This window comes from Acidimicrobiales bacterium, assembly GCA_022452145.1.
Taxonomy (GTDB): domain Bacteria; phylum Actinomycetota; class Acidimicrobiia; order Acidimicrobiales; family MedAcidi-G1; genus UBA9410.
The window spans coordinates 1-23,934 of sequence record JAKURY010000001.1 but is presented as its reverse complement, the minus strand read 5'-3'; the positions used below and the strand labels follow the sequence as shown (position 1 = coordinate 23,934).

24 protein-coding genes are annotated in these 23,934 nt (G+C 70.9%); 7 read left to right on the top strand and 17 right to left on the bottom strand.

Translation table 11 applies throughout. The features are described 5' to 3' along the window. Positions 1-4 precede the first annotated feature (4 nt). Positions 5-1,408, bottom strand: a complete 1,404-nt coding sequence (gene lpdA, locus MK177_00120) for a dihydrolipoyl dehydrogenase (GenBank protein ID MCH2425724.1) — start codon at positions 1,406-1,408, stop codon at positions 5-7. A 118-nt stretch (positions 1,409-1,526) separates the two neighbouring features. Here lpdA and MK177_00115 point away from each other — a divergent pair, with 118 nt between their 5' ends. From MK177_00115 to MK177_00095, 5 genes are all read left to right on the top strand, one after another. After that, positions 1,527-1,898, top strand: coding sequence for a hypothetical protein (locus MK177_00115; GenBank protein ID MCH2425723.1), 372 nt, complete (start codon positions 1,527-1,529; stop codon positions 1,896-1,898). Between the two features lie 69 nt (positions 1,899-1,967). Beyond that, the gene (locus MK177_00110) at positions 1,968-2,207 is read left to right on the top strand and encodes a hypothetical protein (GenBank protein MCH2425722.1); all 240 of its coding nucleotides are present in this window, start codon (positions 1,968-1,970) and stop codon (positions 2,205-2,207) included. A 73-nt stretch (positions 2,208-2,280) separates the two neighbouring features. Next, positions 2,281-3,684 carry a 3-isopropylmalate dehydratase large subunit gene (gene leuC, locus MK177_00105; GenBank protein MCH2425721.1) on the top strand — a complete coding sequence of 468 codons (1,404 nt, stop codon included), beginning with the start codon at positions 2,281-2,283 and terminating at the stop codon, positions 3,682-3,684. 8 nt (positions 3,685-3,692) lie between these two features. Next, positions 3,693-4,286 carry a 3-isopropylmalate dehydratase small subunit gene (gene leuD / locus MK177_00100; protein ID MCH2425720.1) on the top strand — a complete coding sequence of 198 codons (594 nt, stop codon included), beginning with the start codon at positions 3,693-3,695 and terminating at the stop codon, positions 4,284-4,286. Positions 4,287-4,302: 16 nt separating this feature from the next. Beyond that, entirely contained in the window at positions 4,303-6,633 is a 2,331-nt protein-coding gene (locus tag MK177_00095; protein MCH2425719.1) for a beta-propeller domain-containing protein, read from the top strand. 12 nt (positions 6,634-6,645) lie between these two features. Here the strand turns inward: MK177_00095 and MK177_00090 are convergent, their stop codons facing one another. From MK177_00090 to MK177_00015, 16 genes are all read right to left on the bottom strand, one after another. Beyond that, positions 6,646-7,050, bottom strand: a complete 405-nt coding sequence (locus tag MK177_00090) for a PaaI family thioesterase (GenBank protein ID MCH2425718.1) — start codon at positions 7,048-7,050, stop codon at positions 6,646-6,648. A 52-nt stretch (positions 7,051-7,102) separates the two neighbouring features. Then, entirely contained in the window at positions 7,103-8,677 is a 1,575-nt protein-coding gene (locus MK177_00085; protein ID MCH2425717.1) for a 2-isopropylmalate synthase, read from the bottom strand. Between the two features lie 259 nt (positions 8,678-8,936). Beyond that, positions 8,937-10,844 carry a S9 family peptidase gene (locus MK177_00080; protein MCH2425716.1) on the bottom strand — a complete coding sequence of 636 codons (1,908 nt, stop codon included), beginning with the start codon at positions 10,842-10,844 and terminating at the stop codon, positions 8,937-8,939. Between the two features lie 72 nt (positions 10,845-10,916). Beyond that, positions 10,917-12,116 carry a pyridoxal phosphate-dependent aminotransferase gene (locus MK177_00075; GenBank protein ID MCH2425715.1) on the bottom strand — a complete coding sequence of 400 codons (1,200 nt, stop codon included), beginning with the start codon at positions 12,114-12,116 and terminating at the stop codon, positions 10,917-10,919. Positions 12,117-12,230: 114 nt separating this feature from the next. Beyond that, a complete protein-coding gene (locus MK177_00070; GenBank protein MCH2425714.1) occupies positions 12,231-13,754 on the bottom strand; it encodes a hypothetical protein in 1,524 nt (507 codons plus the stop codon). Positions 13,755-13,859: 105 nt separating this feature from the next. Next, on the bottom strand, positions 13,860-14,273 hold the full coding sequence (locus MK177_00065; GenBank protein ID MCH2425713.1) for a hypothetical protein: 414 nt from the start codon (positions 14,271-14,273) through the stop codon (positions 13,860-13,862). 37 nt (positions 14,274-14,310) lie between these two features. Next, positions 14,311-15,015 carry a hemolysin III family protein gene (locus MK177_00060; protein MCH2425712.1) on the bottom strand — a complete coding sequence of 235 codons (705 nt, stop codon included), beginning with the start codon at positions 15,013-15,015 and terminating at the stop codon, positions 14,311-14,313. Positions 15,016-15,124: 109 nt separating this feature from the next. Continuing rightward, complete coding sequence (locus MK177_00055) at positions 15,125-15,421, bottom strand: hypothetical protein (GenBank protein ID MCH2425711.1); 297 nt, start codon at positions 15,419-15,421, stop codon at positions 15,125-15,127. Beyond that, on the bottom strand, positions 15,418-16,125 hold the full coding sequence (locus MK177_00050) for an AzlC family ABC transporter permease (protein ID MCH2425710.1): 708 nt from the start codon (positions 16,123-16,125) through the stop codon (positions 15,418-15,420). The genes MK177_00055 and MK177_00050 overlap by 4 nt, the downstream gene beginning before the upstream one ends. Then, a complete protein-coding gene (locus MK177_00045) occupies positions 16,119-16,655 on the bottom strand; it encodes a low molecular weight phosphatase family protein (protein ID MCH2425709.1) in 537 nt (178 codons plus the stop codon). The genes MK177_00050 and MK177_00045 overlap by 7 nt, the downstream gene beginning before the upstream one ends. Next, positions 16,652-17,344 (bottom strand): PaaI family thioesterase, encoded by a 693-nt coding sequence (locus MK177_00040; protein MCH2425708.1) that lies wholly within the window; start codon positions 17,342-17,344, stop codon positions 16,652-16,654. Before MK177_00040 ends, MK177_00045 begins: the two co-directional genes overlap by 4 nt. Positions 17,345-17,398: 54 nt before the next feature. Beyond that, positions 17,399-18,439, bottom strand: a complete 1,041-nt coding sequence (locus MK177_00035) for an acyl-CoA/acyl-ACP dehydrogenase (protein MCH2425707.1) — start codon at positions 18,437-18,439, stop codon at positions 17,399-17,401. 15 nt (positions 18,440-18,454) lie between these two features. Then, positions 18,455-19,621 (bottom strand): acyl-CoA dehydrogenase family protein, encoded by a 1,167-nt coding sequence (locus MK177_00030; protein ID MCH2425706.1) that lies wholly within the window; start codon positions 19,619-19,621, stop codon positions 18,455-18,457. A 3-nt stretch (positions 19,622-19,624) separates the two neighbouring features. Continuing rightward, entirely contained in the window at positions 19,625-20,710 is a 1,086-nt protein-coding gene (locus tag MK177_00025) for a nitronate monooxygenase (protein MCH2425705.1), read from the bottom strand. 8 nt (positions 20,711-20,718) lie between these two features. Then, positions 20,719-21,492 (bottom strand): CoA-transferase, encoded by a 774-nt coding sequence (locus MK177_00020; protein MCH2425704.1) that lies wholly within the window; start codon positions 21,490-21,492, stop codon positions 20,719-20,721. Beyond that, positions 21,489-22,385, bottom strand: coding sequence for an acyl CoA--acetate/3-ketoacid CoA transferase subunit alpha (locus MK177_00015; protein ID MCH2425703.1), 897 nt, complete (start codon positions 22,383-22,385; stop codon positions 21,489-21,491). The genes MK177_00020 and MK177_00015 overlap by 4 nt, the downstream gene beginning before the upstream one ends. A 142-nt stretch (positions 22,386-22,527) precedes the next feature. Here MK177_00015 and MK177_00010 point away from each other — a divergent pair, with 142 nt between their 5' ends. Beyond that, positions 22,528-23,346, top strand: coding sequence for an SDR family oxidoreductase (locus tag MK177_00010; protein MCH2425702.1), 819 nt, complete (start codon positions 22,528-22,530; stop codon positions 23,344-23,346). 13 nt (positions 23,347-23,359) lie between these two features. Continuing rightward, complete coding sequence (locus MK177_00005) at positions 23,360-23,878, top strand: SET domain-containing protein-lysine N-methyltransferase (GenBank protein ID MCH2425701.1); 519 nt, start codon at positions 23,360-23,362, stop codon at positions 23,876-23,878. The last annotated feature ends 56 nt before the right edge of the window (positions 23,879-23,934 follow it).

The following is a 23,934-nucleotide window of genomic DNA, read 5'->3' as shown; positions in this document are numbered from 1 at the left end:
CGGATCAGCCGTGGAGTGCCCGGCCGGTGAGGGCCATCACCGTCTCGCCGAAGAGCTCGCTGAGGGTCGGGTGGGGCTGGATGAACTCCGCCACCTCGTCAACCGTGGCCTCCCAGTTGACCGCCAGGTAGGCCTGCCCCAACTGCTCGGTGACCCACGGTCCGACCATGTGGACGCCCAGGAGCCGGCCCGCCCGGCCGTCGGCGTCCTTCGCTGCCACAACCTTCACCAGGCCGTCCACGTCGCCGAGGATCATGGCCCGACCGTTTCCGGCGAACCGGTGGCTGCTGACCACCACGTCGTGGCCGGCCTCGATGGCCGCGGCCTCGGTGAGCCCCGCGAACGCCACCTCGGGATGGCTGTAGATGCACCACGGCACGGTCGTCGGGTCGATCGGCGTCGGCGACTCGCCGAGCAGGTCCTTCACGACGAACATCCCCTCGGCGAAGCCGACGTGGGCCAGCTGGGGGGTGGCCACCACGTCGCCCACCGCGTACACGCCCGGCTCGCTGGTCCGGAGGCGGTCGTCCACCTCGACGAAGCCCCGCTCGTCGACCACCACCCGGGTGCCTATCAGGCCGGCCGAGTCGCCCCGGGGGCGTCGGCCCACGGCCACCACCACGAGGTCCACCTCGACGGTGGAGTCGGCGCCGAACCTGACCGTCGTTCCGCCGTCGACCGGGTCGTGGCCGTGGACAGGTACCCCCGAGTGCACGTCGATCCGGCGCCGCCTGAAGGAGCGCCGGACCGCCTTGGCCACGTCGGCGTCGCAGCCAGGGAGGATCTCCGGCGCCACCTCCAGCAGGGTGACCGCCGAGCCGTAGTCGGCCAGCATGGAGGCGAACTCGCATCCGATGGCCCCGCCCCCGATGACCGCCACCCGGTCCGGGACCTCGTCGATGGAGAGCAACTCGTCGCTGGTGACCACCAGCTCGCCGTCGATGTCGAATCCGGGAATGGTCCGCGGTGACGAACCGGTGGCCAGGACCACGTGGTCGGCCGCGACCACGATCGAACCGTCGGAACCGTCGACGGTGACCACGTGGTCGACGCCGAGGCGGCCCGTGCCGTCGTAGACGGTGACGTCCCGTCCGGCCAGCAGCGAGCACAGCCCCTTGACCAGGCCGTCGATGACCTTCTGCTTGCGCACCTGGCTGACCGCCAGGTCCACCGTCGGCTCGTCGCCACCGGTCGCCACGCCGAACTCGGCGGCCCCGCGCACCGTCCGCAGCACCGAGGCGGTCTCCAGGAGTTCCTTGGCCGGAATACAGCCGACGTGGAGGCATGTGCCGCCGAGGCTGCGCTCCTCGATGAGGCCGACATCGAGGCCGGCGGCCGCCCCGTAGAGGGCCGCGGCGTAGCCGGCCGGACCGCCGCCGACCACGACCAGGTCGTGCCGGACGGTCACGGGGCCATCACAACCTGCACGGTGAAAGCCAGGAGCAGGACCATCCCGCAGGCCAGCGCCGAGATGATGAGGGTGCGCGTGCTCACGTCGCCGACGGTATCCCGCTTAGGGTCGCGCCATGCCACGAGGCCGCCTTGCGCCGCTGGCGATCGTGGCGGTGCTCGCCGCCAGTTGCAGCGCCTCATCCGCCCCTACGCCCGAGGCGGCCGGCACCACCCCACCGACCACGGTGGCACCGACTGCGACCCCCGGGTACGACGACGGTGGCTCAGGCGACGACGGATCCGGGACCGATCCGGCCGACGTCGTAGCGTCAGCTGCGGCGGCCGGGGCGGACACGGAGCCGTCGTGGACGGACACGCTGACGGCCGAGGCTGCCCAGGTACCCGAGGTGCTGGCGTTCGAGGTGGCCCTCATCGGCGGCGGCACGCTCCACGGTGCCGACCTGGCCGGCGAGGACGTCCTGTTCTGGTTCTGGGCCCCCACCTGAGCGACATGCCGCAGAGAGGCCTCGGCGGTCGCCGAGCTCAGCCGCCGACCGGACATCACGGTTATCGGCGTGTCTGCCATCGGCCCGGACGCCGACCCGGAGCGGTCGGCGTCCATCCTCCGGGAGTGGGGCATCGCCGAGTTCCCGCACATCGCCGACGACGGGCGGGTCGGGGTCCTCTTCGACGTCTTCGGGACCCCGGGCATGGCCGTGGTCACCGCGGACGGCTCGGTGGCCTCCCGTACCGGCGACCCGGGACCGGACGGCTACGACGACCTGATCGAGGCCGCCCGGGCCATGGACGCCTGACCGCCGCCGGCGCGGGCATCCCCAGCGGCTGGCCCCGTATCCTGACTAGACCCTATTCACTTGAGGAGCCCCGATGTCCGGGAAGACCCTGAGCCAGAAGGTCTGGGACCGCCACGTGGTGCGGTCGGCCGACGGCGAGCCCGACCTGCTCTTCGTCGACCTGCACCTGGTCCACGAGGTCACCTCACCACAGGCCTTCGACGGCCTCCGCATGGCCGGCCGCACGGTCCGCCACCCCGAGCTGACGGTGGCCACCGAGGACCACAATGTGCCTACCGTCGACATCGACCAGCCGATCGCCGACCCCGTCAGCCGCATCCAGATCCAGACACTGCGGTCCAACTGCGACGAGTTCGGCGTGCGCCTATACCCGATGGGCGATCCCGGCCAGGGAATCGTGCACGTCATCGGCCCGGAGAAGGGCCTGACGCTTCCAGGCATGACCGTCGTGTGCGGCGACAGCCACACGAGCACCCACGGGGCCTTCGGCGCCCTGGCCTTCGGCATCGGAACCAGCGAGGTGGAACACGTGCTGGCCACCCAGTCGCTCCCCCAGCAGCGACCGGGCACGTTGGCGGTGACGGTGGACGGCACCCTGCCCGAGGGTTCCACGGCCAAGGACGTGATCCTGGCCGTCATCGGGCGCCTCGGCACCGGCGGCGGGATCGGCTCGATCATCGAGTACCGCGGCGAGGTCATCCGGAGCCTCTCCATGGAGGGCCGTATGACCGTCTGCAACATGTCGATCGAGGCCGGAGCCAGGGCCGGGCTGATCGCCCCGGACGACACGACCTTCGAGTACCTGCAGGGTCGGGACCACGCCCCATCGGGTTCGGACTGGGACGCCGCGGTTGCCGACTGGCTGACCCTTGCCACCGATGACGACGCCGTCTTCGACCGGGAGATCGTCCTGGACGGCGCCGACATCGTCCCCCACGTGTCCTGGGGGACGAACCCCGGCCAGGTGATGCGTATGGACTCGCCGATCCCAGACCCCGATTCGTTCGAGGAGCCCAGCCAGCGGGAGGCCGCAAGCCGGGCACTGGACTACATGGGCCTGACCGCCGGCACCCACATACGCGACGTGGCCGTCGACACCGTGTTCATCGGTTCGTGCACCAACGGTCGGATCGAGGACCTCAGGGCGGTGGCCGACGTCGCCAGGGGCCGTCGGGTGGCCGACGGCATGCGAACCCTGGTCGTTCCGGGATCGTGGGCCGTCAAGGCCGAGGCCGAGGCCGAGGGCCTTTCCGAGGTGTTCATCGAAGCCGGTTTCGACTGGCGGGAACCCGGGTGCTCCATGTGCCTGGCCATGAACCCCGACAAGCTCGCCGCCGGCGAGCGGTGCGCCAGCACCAGCAACCGGAATTTCGAGGGCCGCCAGGGCCGCGGCGGTCGCACCCACCTCGTCTCGCCCGCCGTGGCCGCCGCCACCGCCATCGCCGGCAGGTTCGCCACGCCGGCCGACCTGGACTGAGGAGCATCATGGAAGCCGTACAGATCGTCTCGGGCACGGCGGCGCCACTGCGTCGCTCGGACGTCGACACCGACCAGATCATCCCCAGCGACTGGCTGAAGCGCGTGGAACGCACCGGCTTCGAGAAGGGCCTCTTCTCGGAATGGCGCGACGACCGCAACTTCGTCCTGAACGACGAGCGCTACACCGACGCCGTGGTGCTCGTGGCCGGCCCCAACTTCGGCACCGGCTCGTCACGCGAGCACGCAGTGTGGGCCATCCAGCAGTACGGGTTCGGCGCCGTGGTGTCGCCGCGGTTCGCCGACATCTTCAGGAACAACTGCACCAAGAACGGCCTGGTACCCGTGCAGGTGACCCCCGAGGTGGGAGAGGCGCTGCTGGACGCCGTGGAGGCCGACCCCGACCTGGTGGTCACCGTGGACGTGGCCAACCTGACGTTGGAGGCTCCCGACGCCGGAATCTCCTGCTCGTTCCCGATGGACTCTGCCACCCGTGAGCGGTACCTGGAAGGACTGGACGACATCGGGATCTCGCTACGCCACGAGGACGACATCGCCGGCTTCGAGGCCACCCGACCGGCCTGGATGCCAACCACGGCATGACGGCGGCCTGACCCCGATGCGACGAAGCCCGCGCCACCGGCTGGCCGGCGCGGTACTGGCCACCCTGGCCACCCTGGCCGCCGGATGCGGCTCGGACACCGGAGAACTCGGCCGTTCGGGTGAGCCGAGGGTGGTGTCCACCACCGGCCCAACGACGACCGGGGTGGTGGACGTGTCGGGCACCGAGCTGACCGCCGGCCTGGTTCCGTTCACGGCGTGCGACGACCTGCTCAGGCACCTCCAGGCTGAGGCGGTAGAGCGGGTCGGCCCGTACGGCCTGGGCGGTGGCTGGTTCGGCGGTCCCGTCATGCTCGAGATGGCCGAGATGACGACCACGGTCATGGCGGGAGACGACGGTGGCATATCAGCCCCCGCTGGGGGCATCGCCCGCTCCATGGAGGAGGGCGTCGACTACTCGGGGACGAACGTCCAGGAAGCGGGCATCGACGAGCCCGACATCATCAAGACCGACGGCCGGCGGATCGTGGTCGTCGAGGACGACTACCTCCACCACGTGGACGTGTCCGGTCCGACCGCGGTGCTGACCGGCACGCTGCGCCTGGAGGGACACTGGAGCCGCGACCTGCTGCTGGCCGGTGACCGGGCCTTCCTCATCGCCGACACCCACTTGGACGAGGGTCATGGGATCGAGCCCTACGGCGACGAGCCGGACGAACCTGCTGCCGCCGGCCCGTCACCAGCCCTCTCACGCCTCTCCCCTCCCGGGACGTGGAGCCCGCTGACCAGCGTGATCGAGGTGGACCTCTCCGATCCGTCCGACCTCCGCATCGCCAACGTGCTGACCGTCCAGGGCCGCCACGTCTCCAGCCGTGTGGTGGGAGGCTCGGCCCGCGTCGTCGTGGTCTCCACGCCGAGCGAGCTGCCTTTCGTCTATCCGGCCAGCCCGACCGGCGAGGAGCGTGCCGAAAGGTTCAACCGCGAGGTGGTGGCCGAGACGGTGCTGGCGGACTGGATGCCCGACTTCGTCCTGGAGTCGGGCGGCGGGACGGTCGCCGAGGGACCACTGAACGCCTGCACCGACGTGTCCCGACCGGTGGACTTCGCGGGCTTCTCGACCCTCTCGGTGCTTACCGTGCCGCTGGACGGGTCGCTGGCCGCGCCGGCCACCACCGCCGTGCTGGCCGAGGGAAGCACCGTCTACGCCGGGCACGAGAACCTGTACGTGACGACCAACGCCTGGGTCGACCCTGAGGAGATGGAAGACGAGTCCCGGATGCGGTGGTGGAACGACAACTGGGACACCGCCGTCCACCAGTTCGACGTGACCGACCCGTCCGCCACCACCTACACGGCATCGGGCGAGGTGCCGGGCCACCTCCTGAACCAGTTCTCCATGTCCGAGCACGCCGGCCACCTGCGGGTGGCCACCACCACCGGCGGACCGTGGCGCTTCGACGAGGACGCCGAGTCGATGGTGACCGTGCTGGCTCGCAACGACGCAACCCTCGACGTGGTCGGCCAGGTGGGCGACATGGGCCGGGGCGAGCGGATCTTCGCCGTGCGCTACGCGGGCGACGTCGCCTACGTGGTGACCTTCCGCCAGACCGATCCCTTCTACACCGTGGACCTGTCGGACCCGACGGCTCCGACCGTGCGGGGCGAACTGAAGATCACCGGCTACAGCGGCTACCTCCATCCGATCGGATCCGACCGGGTGCTGGGCATCGGCCAGGAGGCCACCGACGAGGGCCGCACCACCGGCACCAAGGTCACCCTCTTCGACGTCTCCGACCTGGACGCCCCACGCGACCTGGCCACCTGGTCCATGGGGGGCGGCCACAGCAGCGTCGAGTGGGACCACCGGGCGTTCCTGGCCTGGAAGGACCTGGCCGTGCTGCCCTTCAACGACTGGTCGTCCGACCAGAACGGAGCGGTGGTCCTGAAGGTGGGCGACGACAGCCTCACCGAGGTGGGTCGCATCGACCACGCCGACGAGCCGGGCGCCGGGCCGGTGCCACCGTGCCCCGAGGTGGACCCGGCCGAGCTGGCCGACGAGGCGACACGCCTGGAGATGATGGGCGGCCCGGTGGTCATGTTCTGCGAACGTGGCGTGGACGCAGCCATGAAGGACCACTGGTGCGACCTGATGCCCCGCGACGACGCCCACTGGTGGGCCGAGGAGTTCGGGGTCGACCGGGACGCCATCCCCGCCGACGTCGACGTGGTGGTCTGCTGGCCGGACGGCGGCTACGTGCAGCCCATCCAGCGCACGCTGGTCATCGGCACCGGCCTGTGGTCGTACTCTCGCCAGCGCCTCCAGGAGAACGCCCTGGAGGACCTGGCCCGCCGCCAGGTCGTCGACCTGCTGGCAGGACCCTGGAACTGACCCAGAACGGGTTCAGGATTCCAGCACCGCGAACGAAGCCTGGAACACGGCCGCCGGACGGTCGTCACCGTCGACGGTGACACGGCCCTCCAGGTGCACGATCCGGCGCCCCGCCCGCAGCACCCGGGCGGCGGCCATCAGGCGGCCACCGGTGATGGGACGCAGGTAGCGGACCGACACCTCGATCGAGGCGCAGACATGTCCGTCGCCCAGCACCGACAAGGTGGCCCGACCCATCGCCGTGTCGGCCAAGGTGAACACCACGCCCCCGTGGACGACCCCGTTCGGGTTGAGGTGCCGGTCGTCGACGTCCAGCGTGGCCACGGCCTCGCCGTCGACCCCGTCGTCGATGTCGAAGCCGAGGAACGACCGGAGGGGGAACGCGTCGTAGCCCTCGTCACCCGTATCCACCGCCATAGGGCTCAAACTAACGGTCGCCCGGTTCTCCCTATGAACCGGCCGATGCCGCTCAGCCGAGGTGGCCGGGGCGGTCCACGGCGTTGGGATCCTCGCCAGACTCGCGGATCCGGGCGATCTTGTTGAGCGCCCCGATGAACGCCCGGGTCGACGCCTCCACCACGTCCGTGGACAGGCCCCGCCCGGACACCTTCACGCCGTCGCTGCCCTCGAAGGTGAGCGCCACGTCGGCCAGGGCATCGACGCCGCCGGTCACCGAGGTGACGTTGTAGTCGGTCATCCGACCCTCGGCGCCGGTTGCGACCTTGACGGCCGAACAGGAGGCGTCGACCATCCCGTCGCCCTCGCAGGTGACCGCGACCTCCTCGCCGGCCACCCTCATCACCAGGTCGGCCGTCGGGGTGCTGGCGGTGCCACCCCGTACGTCGAGGCTCACGAACTCGTAGACGTGCTCGACGCGGCCGCCGATCTCCTCGATGGCCAGAGCCTCAAGGTCTGCGTCGTTGAGCTGTACCTTGCGATCGGCCAGCTCCTTGAACCTGGTGAAGGCCGAGTTGAGTGCGTCGCCGTGGATGTCGTGGCCCAGCTTCTGGAGGGCGTCGCGGAACGCCGCCCGGCCCGAGTGCTTGCCCAGCACCAGCTTGGTCTCGCCCTGACCGACAGCCGCCGGGTCCATGATCTCGTAGGTGGTGCGTTCGTTCAGCATGCCGTGCTGGTGGATGCCCGCCTCGTGGGCGAATGCGTTGCGGCCCACCACCGCCTTGTTGTACTGGACCGGGTAGCCGGTGAGCCGGCTGACGAGCCGACTGGACTTCGCCAACTCCTCGGTCCGAATGTCCACCCGGAGGTCGACGTAGGTGTCAGGACGGGTGTTGATGGCCATGACGATCTCCTCCATGGCCGCGTTGCCGGCCCGCTCGCCGATGCCGTTGATGGTGCACTCAACCTGGCGGGCACCGGCCTGCACGGCGGCCAGTGAGTTGGCCACGGCGAGGCCCAGGTCGTTGTGGCAGTGCGTGGAGATCACGTAGTCACCGCTCACCCGCGCCCGGATCGCTCGGATGCGTTCGGCCCACTCGACTGGCGTTGCGAAGCCCACGGTGTCCGGGATGTTCAGCGTCCCGGCACCGCTGTCGATGGCCGCCTGGAGCACGTCGCACATGAAGTCGAAGTCCGAGCGGGAGGCATCCTCGGGGCTGAACTCGACGTCGTCGTTGTACTCCCGCGCCCGCGACACCGCCGAGGCAGCCTCGGCAAGCACCTGGGCCGGGCTCATCTTGAGCTTGAACTCCATGTGTGTCGGGCTGGTTGCGATGAATATGTGTATCCGTCGGCTGGCCGCCGGCTCGATGGCCTCCCAGCACCGGTCGATGTCCTTGTGGGCGGTGCGGGAGAGCCCGCAGATGGTCGGACCCTCGATGGATGAGGCGATTGCATGGACGGCCTCGAAGTCGCCCTGGCTGGCGATCGGGAACCCGGCCTCTATGTAGTCGACGCCCAGGCGGGCCAGCTGCTCGGCGATCTCCAGCTTCTCCCCCACGTCCAGGGAGATGCCCGGCGACTGCTCGCCGTCGCGGAGGGTGGTGTCGAAGATGATCACCCGATCGGTCTTCGTCTGCTCGCTCATGACTGGTTCCGTTTCTGGTTCTGGTGTGGTGGGTGCGGTGGTCTCGTTCCGGCTGCGGGTCCCCTCCGTCGGACGGTTCCCGAAAACCGAAGAACCTCCTGGCCCGGTGGGCGCAGGAGGTTCGGGCGAACGCGTATGTGGGGCGTTCGCCCTAGGTCAGCAGCAGGAGGTCGAGAACAGGTCGCATCGGGAACCAGTGTAGACGACCCGGTCGGCCCGGCTACAACCCGCTTATCCACGCCCGGGCCGTTTGGGCCGCTCAGACGCCGCCGTCCTCCACGGCCAGGGGTGGCAGGTCGTCGGCGGGTTCGAACCCGAAGCGGTCGGCGAAGAACGACAGCTCGGCCTCCAGCGCACGGACCACGTTGGCGGCCCTGCGGAACCCGTGGCCCTCGTCTGGGAACTCGATGAGGGCGAACGGCACGCCCTGGCGCTTCAGGGCATTGGCCATGAGGTGTGCCTGGGCGGGGGGAACCACGGCATCCTCGGAGCCCTGGAGCAGCAGGATCGGGGTGGACAGGCGATCCACGTGGTGGATGGGCGACCGCTCCCGGTAGACGGCCTCGTCTTCCGGCCACCGGCCGACCAGGCGATCCAGGTAGCGGGCCTCGAACTTGTGGGTGTCTGCGGCCAGGGCGGCCAGGTCGGCGACCCCGTAGCGGCTGGCGCCGGCGGTGAAGACGTCGTGGAAGGTCAGCGCTGCCAGCACGGTGAAGCCCCCGGCGCTCCCACCCTTGATGGCCAGGCGGTCGCCGTCGACCCGGCCGGTGTCGACCAGGTGGCTGGCTACGGCCACACAGTCGTCCACGTCCAGTACCCCCCAGCCGCCCCGCAGGCGGTGGCGGTAGGTACGGCCGTACCCGGTGGACCCCCGGTAGTCGACATCGGCCACGGCGAAGCCCCGGCTGGTCCAGTAGGCGACGGCCAGCTGGAGTTGGGTCCGGACCGAGCCGGTCGGACCGCCGTGGGCCAGCACCAGCAACGGAGGGGCCTCGCCTTCCGGCCCCACGTGGTCGGGGTTGGTCGGCGGGTGGATGACGGCGTGCGCCACCTCGCCACCCGACGTGGGGAAGGTGAGCGCCTCGGGCTGCGGGAACCAGCCAGGGTCCAGCCCGAGGTCCCGCGGCGCACGCAGGACCCGGAATCCGGCCCTGTCCACCGCGACCAGGGTCGGCTCGGTGGTCCAGCCGGCGGCCACCGCCACGATCCCGTCGCCGGTCGTCACCACCGACCCGACGGAGGTGGTCGGTCCGCCACCCATGGGCAGCGGGGCCTGGTCCAGGGTGCCGTCGGGTCCTAGCACGGCTAGGTGGTCGGCTCCCGCCTCCCGTCGTGCGAACCAGATGTCGTCCCCGGCGAAGGCGTAGCGCGCCAGGCCGAACACCCACTGCGGGGTGGCGATCTCGAATTCCCCCGAGGTGAGTTGGTGGAATGCCGCGTCCACCGGGTCGACCCCGTAGAGGTGCCACCAGCCATCCCGGTCGGTGACCACGTGCAGCACGCCGTCGGGGTGCCATTCGGGTTGGAAGAACGACTCGCCCTCGGCGCCCAGGCACCGGCTTCCGGACAGGCTGCACGTATCCGGGTCGACGAACAGGTCGGCCGCCCAGAGTTCGGTGTCGTCCCAGGGAAGGTCGGGGTGGTCCCACTGGATCCACGCCAACCGGCGGCCATCCGGCGAGATCCGCGGAGACGCCACGAAGTCGGGACCGCTGACGAGCACCTCGACCCGTAGTGACCCGTCCATGGCTACGGCGACCAGCTCGTTGGAGGGATCGGCGTGTCCCTCGCCGGTGGCGTGCGACTCTCGGACGCACACGTACCACCGGCCGTCGGGGGTGATGCGGCCATCGGCGTAGCGCAGTGCCCGCCGACCGGCTGGAGGACGGGTGAGGGCCACGGGGTCTCCGTCGGCGCCCCGCCGGTAGAGGCGCTCGTCGGACCGGTCCGAGTGGACGAGCACCCCATCGGCCACCCACCAGGCTCCCCCGCCGTACTCGTGGACACCGGTCCGCACGTCGACCCCCGCCGGCACCATGTCGGCGACGGAACCGTCGCTGGAGCGACGTACCACCACGGTGCGTCCCCCCTCGTCGGGTCGGGACTCGGCCCACCAGACGTCGTCGCCGTCGACCACCACCTCGCCGAGGCCGACCGCGCCGGCCACCACCACCTCCGCGGTAATCGGCGAGGACCAGCTCCCGTATGTGCGGACCGGAATCATGTAGTAGGCCGGGCCTCAGGCGTTCAGCAGGTCGCCCACGCGTGTCAGGCCCTCGCCAAGGTCGTCGTCGCCCAGGGCGAACGAGAGGCGGGCGTAGCCGGGGGCTCCGAACGCCTCACCGGGCACGATTGCCACCTTGGCCTCCTCCAGGATGATCGTGGCCAACTCCGAGGTGGTGGACGCCACCCGCCCGCCGACCTTGCGGCCCAGGAAGGCCGTGAGGTCCGGGAAGGCGTAGAAGGCGCCCTGCGGGTTGAGCAGGTCCACGCCGTCGATGGCCCTCAGCATCTCGGTCATCCGGCGACGGCGACGGTCGAACGACGCCCTCATCTCGTCTACGGCCATCAGGTCGCCTGACACCGCGGCCAGGGCGGCCCGCTGGGAGACGTTGGCCACGTTGCTCGTGCCGTGGGACTGCAGGTTGCCGGCGGCCCTGATGAGGTCGTCCGGACCGATCATCCAGCCGACCCTCCAGCCGGTCATGGCGTACGTCTTGGCTACGCCGTTGACCGCCACGAAGTTGTCGGCGATCTCCGGAACCAGGGCCCGCATCGAGTGGTGGACGTTGTCGTCGTAGGTGAGGTGCTCGTAGATCTCGTCGGCGATGACCCAGATGCCATGTTCGACGGCCCACCTGCCGATGGCCGTGATCTCGTCGGCCGGGTACACGGCACCGGTCGGGTTGGAGGGCGACACGAACATGAGCGCCTTGGTGTTCGGCGTACGCGCATCCTCCAGCTGGTCGACTGTGACCCTGAATCCGGAGGCGGTGTCGGTCGGGAGGACCACCGTCGTCCCACCGGCCAGGGCAATGGACTCCGGGTAGGTGGTCCAGTAGGGGCCGGGCAGCAGGACCTCGTCACCGGGGTTCAGCAGAGCCGCGCAGGTGTTGTACACGGCGTGCTTGCCGCCGTTGGTCACCAGTACCTGGGAGGCCTCCGGTCGCCAGGCGGAGTCCCGCTCGGTCTTTTCGACCAGCGCCTCCCTGAGTGCCGGAAGGCCGCCGGCCGGCGTGTACTTGTGGTTGGCCGGATCCATGCATGCAGCCACGGCCGCCTCGACTATGTGCTGCGGTGTGGCGAAGTCGGGCTCGCCGGCACCGAAGCCGATGATCGGCTGGCCGGCCGCCTTGAGGGCCTTGGCCCTGGCGTCGACGGCCATGGTGGCCGACTCGGCGATGGCGCTGATGCGACGGGACAGGCGTTCGGTGGACAAGGTGGGGCTCCAGTCGGGGAACTCGGGAGAACTCCCGCAGCCTGCCACCGTCGGGACCGATCAGCGACCGCATTCTCGCCCATCGCTGGCACGACTAGTCATCGCCTCGGCGCGTCAGGGGGTTATGGCCACCCGGGCGGCCGGTTCCGGGGCCACCTGTCGGCGTGAGAGGCCGCGGCCGAGGCCGGCCAGCAACACGTTGCGGAGGTCCCTAGGGTCGATCACCTCGTCGAACCCGAGACGGCCCGCCGACCGGTAGACGGCCCGGACCTCGGCCTCGCGGAACGCCTCGGCGGTCCCTGCGTCGGCTCCCACGGCGTCGGCGGCCCCACGGGAGCCCATGGCACCCAGCGTCACCCCGGGCAAGGCGTAGGAGGCCGTCTGACTGTCGAACGACACCATCGACATGGCCAGCGACCCGAAGCCGTATGCCTTGCGCAGGGCCACCTGGAGCTTGACCGTCCGTGCCTGGGTCTGGGCGGCGAACATCCGGGCACCGGCCCGCAGGATGCCGGCCCGCTCCGAGGCCGCACCGGCCAGCATTCCCGGGTTGTCGGTCAGGAAGACCAGCGGCAGGTGGAACGAGTCGGCCACCGTCACGAAGTGTGCGGCCTTCTCAGCGGCGTCAACGTCGATAGCACCCGCCAGGACCAGGGGCTGGTTGGCCACCACGGCCACCGGCTCGCCCCCGAGGTGGGCCAGGGCGCAGACCATCGAGTCACCGAAGCCCGGCTGGACCTGGAAGAACCGGCCGTCGTCGACCAGCGCACTGACCACCCCCCGCACGTCGTAGGCCATCGAGGAGTCACGGGGCACGATGTCGAGGAGTTCGTCCAGCCTGCGCGGTCCCGTGTCCCCGCCCTCGCGTCGGGGTGGGTGGGACCAGGCACTGCTCGGAAAGTACGAAAGGTAGGTCCGGAGGTCGTCCAGGGCGGAGCGGTCGTCGGCGGCCACGTTGTGGATCAGGCCGCTGGCGACGGCCACCTCGGGACCACCCAGGTCGCGAGTGGACACCTCCTCGCCCAACGAAGCCTTCACCACCGGCGGTCCTGCGGTGAAGATGCTGGCGTCGAGCGTCATGACAGAAAAGTCCGACATGGGTGCCACGAGCGCCCCGTGCCCTGCCGATGCCCCGAGTACCCCTGTCACCAGCGGCACCCGGCCGGAGAGCCGCGCCTGCTGGATCAGGTCGGTGGGTGCCCGACCCGGCTCCGGCTCGTCGGGCAACGGCGGTCGGTGGCCGGCACCCTCGAGCAGCATGACCAGCGGGATGCGGTCCAGCTCGGCCAGCTCGCTGATGCGGAACCGCTTCGCCGAGCTGCCGGCACCGATGGATCCGCCCAGCACGGTGAAGTCCTCGGCGCCGACCATGACCGGTCGACCCTCGATTTCCCCCGAACCGGCCACCAGGCCGTCGGCCGGCACCCGGCCGACGAGCGTTCCGAGCTCGACGAACGATCCCGGGTCCAGGAGGTGCCCGATCCGGGCCCGGGCGTCGAGGCTGCCGGAGTCGCGGCGGCGGGCGACCTTCTCGGACCCGCCCATGGACCGGGCGGTCCGCCGACGGTCCTCGAGGTCGTCCAGCAGGGGCCGCCAGTCGTCCGCACCACCGTCGCCGGTCACCGGTACATCAACCATGCCGGCCAGTATCCCGTATGCCCGCGCGGCCTGACGAGACGGCACGAAGAGGTTGCCCGGCGAAAAGGCTGGGGCCGAGCCGGACGCCCGGAGGCCGGCTGAGGGTCAGTCGCAGGCGGCGAAGTAGGGATCCAGATAGGCGCGTGCGACGTCGCTCCTAGCCAGGTGGGAGAGGCCCTGGTAGGCGGTGCAGGCCAGGTCGGCCAACTCGTTCTCGCCACAGCCCAGGTCAACGGCCCGCGAGGCGAACACACCCGGCCGGAGTAGCGGGTCGAGGAGGCCGAACGGCCTGGACGGATCATCGGCCTCCAGTTCGGCCAGCGTCCGGTCGCCGAGCCGTTCCAGGACCTGCTCAGCGGAGGCCCGACCGGCATCCACCAGCTCGGCGCACGTGGTGGCCCGGGCCGGATCGGTCACCCGGTCAGCACCACAGCCCGCTCCCAGCACGACCACTGCCAACAGGAGGCAAGCCACCGGTAGCCACGACCGCTGGTGGTGGACGTTGGACCGGCCGATCACGGCGTCGACCGTACCGCCGTGGCCAGCGCCGCTCCGGTCAGCCCAGGATGATGGCAACCAGAACGAAGTGGACCGCCACCGCGGCGGTCACCAGGGTGTGCCAGACCTCGTGGTACCCGAACACTCGGGGCGACGGATCAGGCCACTGGGCACCGAGCATCAAGGCACCACCGCTGTAGAGGAGGCCCTCCACCACCACCAGGAAGATGCCCACCGGTTCCAGCGCCCGGAAGAGGTCCGGCGCGACCACGATCGGCACCCAGCCGAGGCCCAGGAACAGCGAGTTCATGAGCCCCTTAGGCGGATGGAACGGAAGCAGTCGTAGGCCGACGCCGATGCCCGCCCCTATCCAGACCGCCCAGAGGAGCAGGGTGGCCGACCGGCCGCTGAGTGCGCTGATGCCGACGGGCGTGGCGCTGGTGGCGATGAGTAGGAAGATCGCCGCGTGGTCGAAGCGGAAGAGCACCTCCCAGACCGGGATCGACCAGCGCCTGAGGTGGACCAGGCTGCTGGCCACGAACATCAGCAGGGCTCCGCCCGCGAAGATCGCCGCACCTACCCGGTCGGCGCCCGCCGGGGCCCGGGCCACCAGCCAGATGCCGGCCACCACGGTCGACGGAACGGCCGCCCGGTGCATCACCCCGCGCCAACGGGGTCGGGGCAGGAGCAGGGACCTCCGGACCGAGGCCGACACGCCCGTCAGCTCGGGGGTTCCGTCAGGGTGTGGTTCGGACCGCGTCACGACCCGAACCTAGAGGGACCCGACCATCAGGTCAGTGACGGGCGTCCCGGTGGCGTCAGGCCGACGGTCGCTCCCCAGGCCAGCAGTCGCAACTCAGGCTGGCATGCCCTCAGACCAGCAGGCGGACCAGTGCGGTGGCCGCCATGGCCACCACAACGACGACGACGAAAGGGGCACGCCGCCAGACGGCCACGGCTGCCAGCCCGACGCCGACGAGGCGGGCATCGACGACGATCGACGGACCGTCGGCCACCGTCATGATCACGATGATCGCCGAGAAGAGAGCCGGTGGCACCAGCGCGGCCACCGGCTCGAGGGCCACGGCGAACCGGTTCCCGGCCATCACGCCGACCAGTTTGAAGAGGTAGGCACCTCCCGAGATCACCAGGACGGCCGTCCAGGTCACGGCGCCGCCCACTCGTCGGGCCCCGGGGCCGAGCCACCACGCCGGTGGATCCACAATCCGGGCAGGACGGCCAGGGCTGCCAGCAGCATGGGGACGCCGGCAGCCGTGGTCGGCACGGCGACCAGAGCGATCGCCCCCCCGCCGATCGCCGCCACCAGTCCGGGGCGGGTCCGGAGGTGGGGGGCCAGCATGGCCACGAACGCCGCAGGGAACGCCGCATCCAGACCGAGGACTCCCGGATCCTCGAAGGCCCCGCCGACCACCACGCCCAGGACCGTGCCGACGTTCCAGAATGCGAAGAGCCACAGCCCGGTGAACCAGAAGGCATCCCTCGACCGGTCGGTGCCCACCTGGGCGCTGGCCACCGCCGTGGTCTCATCGATGACGAAGTGGGCCGCCAGGGCCCGACGGACGCGCCCGCCGCGCAACAGCGGGGCGACCACCGGTCCGTATAGGGCGTTGCGGGCACCGATCAGCAGGGCACCACCCACGGCTGCGACCGTCGTGCCACCCGCGGCCACCACCGACACCGCGGCGAACTGTGAGGCTCCGGTGAAGGTCAACAGGGAGAGCGCCAAGGCCTGTCCGAGGCTCAGGCCGGTGCTGTCGGCGAAGACCCCGAAGGTGACCCCGATGAGGAAGCAGGCGGCGGCAACCACGAAGCCGTCCCGACGATGGGGCGGCATCCGTCGGGTGTTCAGCACGCGGATCCCAGCCGGTCGACCAGCCGGCCGACCAGGTCGTCGAGGGTGGCCGCGCAGGCATCGAAGTCGGCCTGGTCGCCGGCGGCAGGGTCGACCACCTCCTCCCAGTCCTCCACCTCGACGGCGAAGAGGCCCAGCGAGGCGACGCGTTCCGCCAACGGACCTCCTGCCGGAAGGTCCCGCACCAGGCGGGACAGGGTGGCGGTGCGGGCCGCCACGGCCGGATGGTGGCGACGGATCCAGGCCACGTGGCCGGGCTCCATGGCGACCACCAGGTCGACCGCGACGTGCTCGGTACCGAACTGCCTGCTGCGGTGGTCGGGGTCGGCCAGGCCGTGGTCGGCCAGGGCACTGCGGGTGCGCTGGCTCATCGGCAATCCCTCCAGGACGAGGGTGCCTGCGCCGACCGCCCGGTAATCGGGGGCACGGTCCGCGAACATGGCCCGGGCCATCACCGAGCGGGCCGCGTTGCCCGTGCACAAGAAGCAGATGGTCGGCGGCACGCCGGCCACCCCTGCCACCCCGCTCACGCTCCGTCCGCCGGGTCGTCGGCGCCCTCCTGGGCCCGCCCGGGGATGGCCACGAACAGGGCCTCGGCCTCGGCGGTTACCTCCGTCCCGCCATCGGTCGTCGGCGCCAGGCACCGGGCCCTGGCGACCAGGCGACGGCCCGACTGCCTGACCACCCGGGCCTCGAACCGGAGGTCGACGTCCAACGGGGTGGGTCGCCGGTAGCGGATGGACAACCGTCCCGTAACCACCGGTCCGGCGTCGACCAGCCACGGGACGCCGCTGAGGACGTCGTCGAAGATGCCGGCCACCAGCCCACCGTGGGCCCGGGCCGGTGGCCCCTCCCTGGACCTGTCCAGGCGGACCTCGCCGACCACCACGGGTTCACCGTCGGAGTCCACGCCCGTCGAGACCCGTAGCGGTGGGGCCAAGGGGTTGCGGCCGCCCCGGTAGAGGCTGTGGTCACCTGTCTCCTCGCGCAACCGGACGGCCAGGTCGTCGTCTATCTCGGAGACCGGCACCTCGTACCAGCGCCGGCGATCCGGCGACTCCAGTGCGGCCCGGGCCGCCGCCACGTGTGCCCTGGCCGCCTCCAGGGCGTCGACGTCAGGCGACGACCGGTTCACGTCGGCGATGAGGGCCCGGACCTCGTCGGCGAGGCCCAGGCCGGCTGGACGGGTGGCTGCCGTGTCCCTGCTCCGATCGCTCATGGGGCTGCAGTCTGGCGGCTCATCCACCGTCCGGTGCTGACCTGCGCCGACCGGTCAGGCCGATCGACCAGCCGAGAGACCCAGCCCGGCGGCGATACGCCGCCGGTGCAGTCGACTGTCACCCCAGGAGGCGGCCAGAGCCCACCCCCGCTTCAGCCACAACTGGAGGTCGTACTCGATCGTGTAGCCGATGGCACCGTGGCACTGCAGGGCGATCCGACAGGCCCGGTCCAAGGCATCCGAGGCCAGCGACTTGGCCATCGAGACGTCGATCGAGACCGACCCACCGTCGGTGGGGCTCTCGCCGCCCGCCAGGGACCAGGCCGCCACCTGCACCATGGGCCGGGCGAACTCCAGGTCGATGGCCACGTTCGCACAGTGGTGCTTGACCGCCTGGTTGGCTCCCACCGCGTGGCCGAACTGCTCCCGGTCGGCGACGTAGGCCACCGTCATGTCCAGGAGCCTCTGGGCCACGCCGACGGCCTGGGCGGCAGCCGCCCACGCCCCGCGGTCCAGCCACCCGTCGACCACGGCCGGATCGTCGGAGAGGAGGGTGTCGGCCGACGGGGTCCAGTCGACGCGTGCGAGGCGCCGGGAGGAGTCCACGCTCTCCTGTCCAGTGCAGGCCATCCGGTCGGCAGGCACGGCGTACAGGGCGCCGTCGGCCCCCAGCAGCGACAGGTCGGCCCGTCCGGCGGCCAGCACCAGGTCGTCGACGGGAGAGGCCGCCGTCAGGACGACCTCGCCCGAGGCCGCGCGGCCCAGCCACTCGTCTCTCAGCGCCGCCGATCCGTGGTCCCGGAGGAGCGGCACGGCTACGGCCACGTGCTCGGCCACCGGCTCGGGACAGGCGGCACGGCCCAGTTCCTCCAGCAGGAGCACCAGGTCGACCTCGCCCATGCCCAGGCCGTCGTGGGAATCGGGCACCGTCAGGCCAAGCACGCCGGTTCCACCCAGGATCTCCCAGAGACCCGGAACCCCGCCATCTGGGTCGTCCCAGGAGGCGCGGACCGCCTCTGGTGGACAGTCGGCGGCGAGGATGCCCCGCAGCGTCTCGGCGAAGAGGCGCTGGTCCTCGGAGAAGGTGGCGTCCATCGTGCTACCCCGCCGTCACTTCCGGGGGAGGCCGAGCACCCGCTCGGCGATGATGTTGCGCTGGATCTCGTTGGTGCCGGCGTAGATCGGTCCCGAGAGGGCGAACAGGTAGCCAGACATCCACGAGCCCCCGTCCACGGCATCGGGGGCAGCGGCGACGAGCTCGCCCCGGTCGCCGAGCAGCCGGAGCGCCGTGGCGTGCAGCTCGACGTCCAGTTCCGACCAGAAGACCTTCATCATCGAGGAGGCCGACCCCAGTTCGCCGCCCCCCATGAGCCGGGCCGCCGTGCGGTAGGTCTGCCACCGGTACGCCTGGGCACCGGTCCAGGCCAGGACCACCTCGTCCAGCAGGCCCTCGTCGGCGGTGCCGGCCTCGACGAGCTCCCGGTAGAGCCCGGTGAGGCGGTCGGCGGTGGCCAGGAACCGGCCTGGCGCCCGGAGGTTCAGCCCACGTTCGCTGGACGTTGTCGCCATGGCCACGTTCCATCCCTGCCCCTCGTCACCCAGGAGGTTGGACTCGTGCACACGGCAGCCGTCGAAGAACAGCTCGGCGAAGGCGGGCTCGCCGTCCAGGCGGCCCACCGGCCGGCGCTCGAGGCCTTCGGAGTCAGCCGGTACCAGCAGGTACGAGAGGCCGCGGTGGCGTTCCGACGTCGGATCGGTGCGAACGATGCAGAACAGCCAGTCGGCCCACGCTCCGCGAGAACACCAGGTCTTCTGGCCGTCCAGGACAAACCACTCCCCGTCCCGGACTCCCCTGGTGGTGATCGACGCCAGGTCGCTTCCGGCGTTCGGCTCGGACCAGGCCTGGGCCCAGATCTCGGCTCCGGAGGCCATCGGGGGCAGGAAGCGGTCCTTCTGGGCGTCGGTCCCGTAGGCGAACAGGGTGGGTCCGAGCAGGGAGATGCCGTTGGTGTTGACCCGACCCGGGGCGCCGGACCGGTAGTACTCCTCCTCGAAGATCAGCCACTCGACGAGGTCGGCGCCACGGCCGCCGTAGGCCTCGGGCCACGCCACGACCGACCAGCCGGCCTCGTGGAGCACCCGCTCCCACCCGCGGTGTCGTTCGAACCCCTCGGGTGTGTCCATGGGCGGCAGCGGCGTGGTCGGGATGTTCTCGGCCAGCCAGCCGCGCACCTCGGCACGGAACTCCTGTTGGGTACCGGTGAAGCGGAGGTCCACCGGCTACCCCGCCGGCCCGCAGAGGCGATCCAGTGCGGCGCTGGCCTCGGCCACCGTGCGACCGATCAGCTCGGCACAGCTGGGTAGCTCGTCTATCGAGCCGACCCCCTGGCCGGTGGGCAGGATGCCCACCTCGGGATGGCCGTCGACCATGGTGGCCCGGGTGAGCATCGGGGCGTTGGCGGCCATGGCCACCTGCCCCCACGTCAGGTCCCCGCTGCGCTTCATCCGGAGCCCCTCGGCCAGAAGCTCGCGCATCGGCGTGCCGGTCAGGCTGCGGAAGCGCAGGGCGTTGCGGGCCGCCCTGGGGAAGGCGAACAGCCGTGAACGCTCGAGCCGCTCGACCATAGGCGTGGCGACCACGCGCTGCGGGGCGCCGTCCACGGCACGGGTGACCACCGTTCCGGTCACCGGGGTGGCCAGGTAGATGGCCTTGATGGAGTCCGGCACGTCGCTGTCGCTGGTGAGCAGGAACCGGGTGCCCATGGCCACGGCGTCGGCGCCCCAGGCCAGCGCCGCTGCCAGGCCCCGGCCGTCGATGAACCCGCCGGCGGCGATGACCGGCAGGTCGATGGCGTCGAGCACCTCACCTATCAGCAGCGAGGTTGGTACGACGCCGGTGTGCCCTCCCCCCTCGGCGCCCTGCGCTATGACGGCGTCCACGCCCCACTCTGCGACCTTCTCGGCGTGGCGGCGGGCACCGATGGTGGGTATGACGACCACGCCGGCCGACCGGAGGCGGTCCACGGTGCGGCGGTCGGGCGCCTGTGCGAAGGACGCCACCCGCACCTCGGCGGTGATGAGGTGCTCCACCCGGCGGTCGATGTCGCCGGCGTCGGAACGGAGGTTCACCCCGAACGGCTCAGTGGTTGCCGCCCGGACCTCGTCGATGGCGGTGACCATCTGGTCGAAGGTCATGGGTGCGGCGGCGATGATGCCGAGGCCACCCGCCCGGGCCGTGGCAGCCGTGAGGCGCGACCCGGCCACCCAGCCCATGCCGGTCTGGACGATCGGGTGTCGGACGCCGACCAGGTCGCAGAACCGGGTGTGGAGGCGACGGTCGGGCGCCGTGGGCGTCGGGTCGGTCATAGCTGGCCTCAGCCGCCGAACTCGGCCCTGCGGAGGCCCTGGGGGTCGATGACCTCGCGTATGAGCCTGAGCTCCTCGTCCGTGGGCCGGGGGGTCTCGTCGACCACCTCTGGCAGGACCAGCTCGAACCCGGTGGCCTCCACAACCTGGTCGACGGTGACGCCGGGGTGGACGGACACGACCTGCATGCGCCGCTCGTCGTTGGCGAAGTCGAACACGCCCAGGTTCGAGACGACGCGGCGGACCTCGTGGTTGGCCCGGACGGCGGCCGAGAGGCCCGCCACCCGGTCGTAGCCCGGGCCCGATACCACGTCGACGGATGGCACGAACGTCCTGGGAGAGTGGTTGGGCACCCAGTAGCTGGTGACGTGGTTGACCAGGTTGCCGGGCGCACCGCGCAGGCCCAGCAGCTGGGCCCTAGGCCTCCGCCAGTCGCCGATGGCGGCCAGATTCTGGTTGCCACGGGCGTCGATCTGGCTGGCTCCCATGACCACGTGGCGCCGGCCGGACCAGAGCAGGTCGAAGATGTCCCGGTAGGGCATCCACGCCTCGATGAGGCGCTCGGCGCCGGCATCGCCGACGGGCAGGGTGTTGGCCACCAGGAACGCCACCGTGTCGGTCATGACCATGTCGGGTTCGAAGGTGGCCCGTGCCAGCCGACCGCCGATGATCGGCGTGGTGCCTATCGGATTGCAGAGGATCTCGCCGTCGCCGCGGAAGGCCTCGGCTATGGCCACCACGCAGACCTCGTCGAGGGTGGCCGGATCGGTCCCGGCGCTCACGGGGCGGCCCCCTCGGCGTCACGCTCGGCGGCCCGCTCGTCCACCCTGTGCAGGTACTCGGCGTGGCTGGGCGCGTGTACGAACCGGTCGGCGAATGCCGCCCAGGCCTCGGGATCCCGGGCAGTCGCCGCATACTCGCGTTGGAAGGCCTCGTCCCGCTCGTAGTCGGGAGGGCACTCGGTGAAGTGCGCTCCCCGGGGTGCCTCGACAACGCCGTCCACGAAGAGCCGGGGGATCTTCAGCGTGTGGAACGTCCCCTCGTCCAGCAGCGCCTCGGTGGCGACGACCTTCTCGCAGGACATGAAGGTACGGTCGGCCGCCTTGGCGAACAGGTCGTCGAAGTAGAGGTCGGGCCCGAGGAACTGCCCGTTTCCGCCGGCGTCGGCCCGGTTCATGTGGATCAGCGAGACGTCAGGTCGCAGGGCCGGGATGGCCACGAACTCCTCGGAGCTGCCGTCGGCGTCCGGGTACGGCGAGGCGACGGTCCGCAGTTCGGGGTTCATGGTCAGCATGTCGCTGCCCAGGCCGGCCCGTGTCGGGTAGAAGGGCACCCGGTGGGCGGCGGCCAGCAGGCCCAGGTAGAAGGCTCCCTCGTCCAACTCGGTGAACTGGATGGTGCCCTGCTGGCGGGCCTGTCGGAAGTGCGGCTCCAGGGGTATCGAGTCCAGCGAGACGAAGCCGTACACGGCCCTACGGACCTTGCCGGTGGCACACAGGATGCCGATGTCGGGCCCGCCGTAGCTGACGATCGTCAGGTCCTCCAGGCTGGAGCGGGCGATCGCCCGGACCAGCGACATGGGCTTGCGTCGCGACCCCCAACCACCGATGCCGATGGTCATGGAGTCCTCGAGCTGCGCGACGACGTCGTCCTCTGTCATCAACTTGTCCGGCACGGGCCCGACGGTAGGCGAGGTAGAACCTGACGGCCAGCCCTGACGGAGTGTCAGAAAGTGGAATCGGTCACGCCACCGTGTACGACCGACCTCTCGGCGACCGGAACGGACGCCAGTCGGCGTCACGGGTAGCGTGCCTGCCGTGAGCAAAACCCGGTCCCCTGCCGATCCCCTCGACTTCACCGGGATGTCAGTGATCGTGACCGGCGGAACCCGCGGCCTGGGCCGCGTCATAGCGCGGACCTTCCTGGATGCCGGCGCCGACGTACTCGTCTGCGCCCGGAACGCACCCGACTCCCCCATCACCTCGTCCGACGGGGAGCGACCCGCTGCGTTCGTGGCCGCCGACGTGCGTGATGCCGACCAGGTTGCCGCCGCGGTGGCCGCCGCCTTCGAATCCGCCGGTCGCCTCGACGTTCTGGTGAACAACGCCGGTGGAGCGCCCCCGGCCGACTCGGCCACGGTCTCGCCCCGCTTCAACGAGAAGATCCTGGCCCTGAACCTGACGGGGCCGATGACGTTCAGCCAGGCGGCCCGGCGGGCCATGGTCGACCCGTCGAACCCTGCGGGCGGTGGCGTGATCCTCAACATCTCGTCGGTCAGCGGAAGCCGTCCCAACCCCGGTGGGGTGGCCTACGGGGCGGCCAAGGCCGGGCTGGAGAACATGGGCCGGACCCTGGCGCACGAGTGGGGCCCGGAGGTCCGCGTGGTCACCGTCACGGTCGGCCTGATCCTGACCGAGGAGTCGGAGCGGTTCTACGGAGATGCCGCCGGTCGGGCCGCCATAGCCGAGAACCTGGCCATGAGACGCCTCGGGGACCCGGCCGAGGTGGCAGACATGTGCCTGGTGCTGGCATCACCGCTGGCACGCTGGGTAACCGGCACGAGCGTCGAGGTCCACGGCGGCGGGGAGGGACCCGCCTACCTGGGCCTCGCCGACCGCGACGCCGCAGGCGACTGAACGGAGAAGGACCGTGCCGCCCATCCGGAGCTGGCGCTCCCCCGGCATCGAGGTCCGGGACGGTGCGGTCGCCGGGCTCGGGGTGTTCGCAGTAGAGCCCATACCGGCCGGCCGGATCGTGGCCGTCAAGGCCGGGCACATCGTGGACCGTGAGGAGGTGTTCCGGCTGACCGCCGAGATCGGCGACCAGAGCCTCCAGATCCACGACGACCTGTACCTCTCGCCTCGTACGGCCGCCGAGGTGGACGAGACGGCCATCCGCATCAACCACTCGTGCGACGCCAACGTGGGCTTCCGGGGCCAGGTCGTATACGTGGCGATGAGGGACATAGCCGTAGACGAGGAACTCTGCCACGACTACGCCATGGACCGCACAGACGACTACCGCCTGCAGTGCTGCTGCGGCGCCGCGCTGTGCCGCGGCACGGTCACCGGTGAGGACTGGCGCCTGCCCGAGGTGCAGGCCCGCTACGAGGGCTTCTTCGTGGAGTACGTGGCCGAGAAGATCAGGGGCCTGTCGACAGGCGGCTGACCGCCCGGATCAGGTCCCCACGTCCTGGCCGATCTCGGCTAGGGCATCGCGCAGGG

Bases quoted from the DNA above. Each gene is read 5' to 3' on its own strand.
- MK177_00115 (MCH2425723.1), top strand. From the start codon at position 1,527: ATGCCACGAGGCCGCCTTGCGCCGCTGGCGATCGTGGCGGTGCTCGCC.
- leuC (MCH2425721.1), top strand. From the start codon at position 2,281: ATGTCCGGGAAGACCCTGAGCCAGAAGGTCTGGGACCGCCACGTGGTG.
- leuD (MCH2425720.1), top strand. From the start codon at position 3,693: ATGGAAGCCGTACAGATCGTCTCGGGCACGGCGGCGCCACTGCGTCGC.
- MK177_00095 (MCH2425719.1), top strand. From the start codon at position 4,303: ATGCGACGAAGCCCGCGCCACCGGCTGGCCGGCGCGGTACTGGCCACC.
- MK177_00090 (MCH2425718.1), bottom strand. From the start codon at position 7,050: ATGGCGGTGGATACGGGTGACGAGGGCTACGACGCGTTCCCCCTCCGG.
- MK177_00085 (MCH2425717.1), bottom strand. From the start codon at position 8,677: ATGAGCGAGCAGACGAAGACCGATCGGGTGATCATCTTCGACACCACC.
- MK177_00070 (MCH2425714.1), bottom strand. From the start codon at position 13,754: ATGGTTGATGTACCGGTGACCGGCGACGGTGGTGCGGACGACTGGCGG.
- MK177_00040 (MCH2425708.1), bottom strand. From the start codon at position 17,344: ATGAGCGATCGGAGCAGGGACACGGCAGCCACCCGTCCAGCCGGCCTG.
- MK177_00035 (MCH2425707.1), bottom strand. From the start codon at position 18,439: ATGGACGCCACCTTCTCCGAGGACCAGCGCCTCTTCGCCGAGACGCTG.
- MK177_00025 (MCH2425705.1), bottom strand. From the start codon at position 20,710: ATGACCGACCCGACGCCCACGGCGCCCGACCGTCGCCTCCACACCCGG.